The following is a 1,983-nucleotide window of genomic DNA, read 5'->3' as shown; positions in this document are numbered from 1 at the left end:
TCTACGCGGCTCTGGAAACATCAGACATGGCCGCGTAACTAAGACCAATCAGCCTCCGGAAAACCCGGAGCGGTTCAACATCGACACGGCTTCTGTCTTGGAGAAACCCCAGTGGCTTTCGATGGAGCACCATAAGCGGTTGCTTTACACGAGCATCACCAGAGCGCGAAAGCGGGTGGTGTTCTACAGGATGGAGGGGCTCTGCGAGTACTCTGCTGAATCGGAAGCGCCGTTAGCTGCCTGACAGAAGTTTCGCAGCTACCAAGAAAAACTTCCCCGGCTGGCTTGCGCTGGCCGGGACTAATGATAGCAGTTCGATTTGGTAAACATAGATATGGCAAAAGGCCGTTTCGACCTAAGGTTTTCAGTCGGCTCCAAAGATGGGCCACGCGGGAGTGAATGGAGGATTTGGTCGCGAAAATCTGATGTGTATGTCGCCCATAGGAGTATGGGTATGATTCAGAAGTATAGCTACCATCCGCCCAATATCTGCAGAAGCGCGTTAACCAAAGAGTACACAAAATCCGTAGGTACAACCGATCGTAATTCAACTCAATGGCTTCGGGATGAGACTCCACCGCTTGGAAGCCGCAAAGTTGTGAGAGTTATGCGAATTGCCACTCCTACCGACTATCTTTCCACCCGCATAAAAGCCAAGGCTCCGCACAGTCAATGTTATTGGATCGACCCTGCGCCATGTGGTGGAACGACTTTTGTCGATGTGTTCTTTACCCGCGACGATGAGACCGTAATTCGCGAATTGCTAGCTTCTGAGGTGGAGTCGCTTCAGCACGATCTGATTGCTTATCGGCAACTCGAAAACGGGGAAGCGTTTGCCATCACAAGTTTTCACGTGAGCATCAGCCATGAACCCGTACGGCTGAAGGCCGCATTTCACGACCAGACCGACATCATTGCTCTACCTGTCGATCCGGGTTCAACTGGTCGACCTTTACGACTTGCACTGAATGTACCGACAAACGACGGAGACTTCTTGCCCGTTTGGGAGCTAGGGTGTTACCGCAGCCCACCTCTCACTGACGCCGAATGGGAACAGCTTTCTTACCCTTACAGAAGTCGACCAGCTGGATCTATAACTCGGAACTCACCTCCGATACTTGGTTCTCGGTAACTCGCCACGAACACCCCACCTTAACCCCACACCCGTTGCACCCGTGGGACCCCTTCCTTAGCCACCCGGGTAGCCTCCCTCTCCTTGTGTTGGAGGGGTAGGCAGTCGTCTTCCATTACTAATACCTAATTCCTCCTCCCTCCCCCGATAGGATACCAACAGCAATAACAGACACTTAGCCTGCCTAGGAGACTGTCCCAGAGGGCCCCAGAGAGCATCCCCCATGTTGGTGATGATGGTTGGTATGCTCCCTGTAAGAAAGCCCGTAAGTGGCCCAGAGAGGAGCTCTGACAAGCTCTGATGATTGTTGCTGACAACCAATCGTGCCTCTACCTTCCGCACATAACAGAAGATGACGAACCGAATCTGGTGACCTCAGGAAAAAGTCTCCGAGTTGTCTTGGAAGGCTACCCGTTCAGCATCGAGATCTTTCGCTTAGAACACGAAGCTCAGTGGACGCTGGAGGTTGTGGATGCCGAGGGAACCAGCCACGTCTGGGACGAACTCTTCGACAGCGATCGGGAAGCAAGAGACACTGCTATCAGGGCCTTGGAACAGGAAGGGCCACAGGCGTTCGTGCGGGGCGGGAGTAATGTAGTGCCGTTCCGGGGGAGGTAGAGAAAATGATGGTGGTGTTTGTATCTCTCTGAGCTCCAGAAAGCACGTCTGAGAGGGATATTGGATGGTGATAATCAACACCAAAATGCCCCCAAAACTGCCCCCTTTTCCCGACTGCCTAAGCTAAGGCCAAGAAAGGAATCAGAAGGGAAGGTTTCCTACCACCCCAGCCAGTTCTTTCTGACATCAGCACCTTACACCTCCCTCAGACCTTTCGGGCCAGAAATGCCCCT

2 protein-coding genes are annotated in these 1,983 nt (G+C 53.0%); both read left to right on the top strand.

The window, feature by feature from the left end; all coding sequences use genetic code 11:
* The coding region (locus tag Q1B16_RS22285; RefSeq protein ID WP_299794624.1) for a hypothetical protein at positions 1-244 on the top strand (244 nt) is incomplete at its 5' end.
* Between the two features lie 1,188 nt (positions 245-1,432).
* Positions 1,433-1,750, top strand: coding sequence for a hypothetical protein (locus tag Q1B16_RS22280; RefSeq protein ID WP_299794538.1), 318 nt, complete (start codon positions 1,433-1,435; stop codon positions 1,748-1,750).
* Positions 1,751-1,983 lie beyond the last annotated feature (233 nt).

This window comes from uncultured Marivita sp. (assembly GCF_947488135.1).
Lineage (GTDB): Bacteria > Pseudomonadota > Alphaproteobacteria > Rhodobacterales > Rhodobacteraceae > Marivita.
Note: the sequence above shows the minus strand (reverse complement) of the source record. Positions and strands in the feature narration are given on the sequence as shown.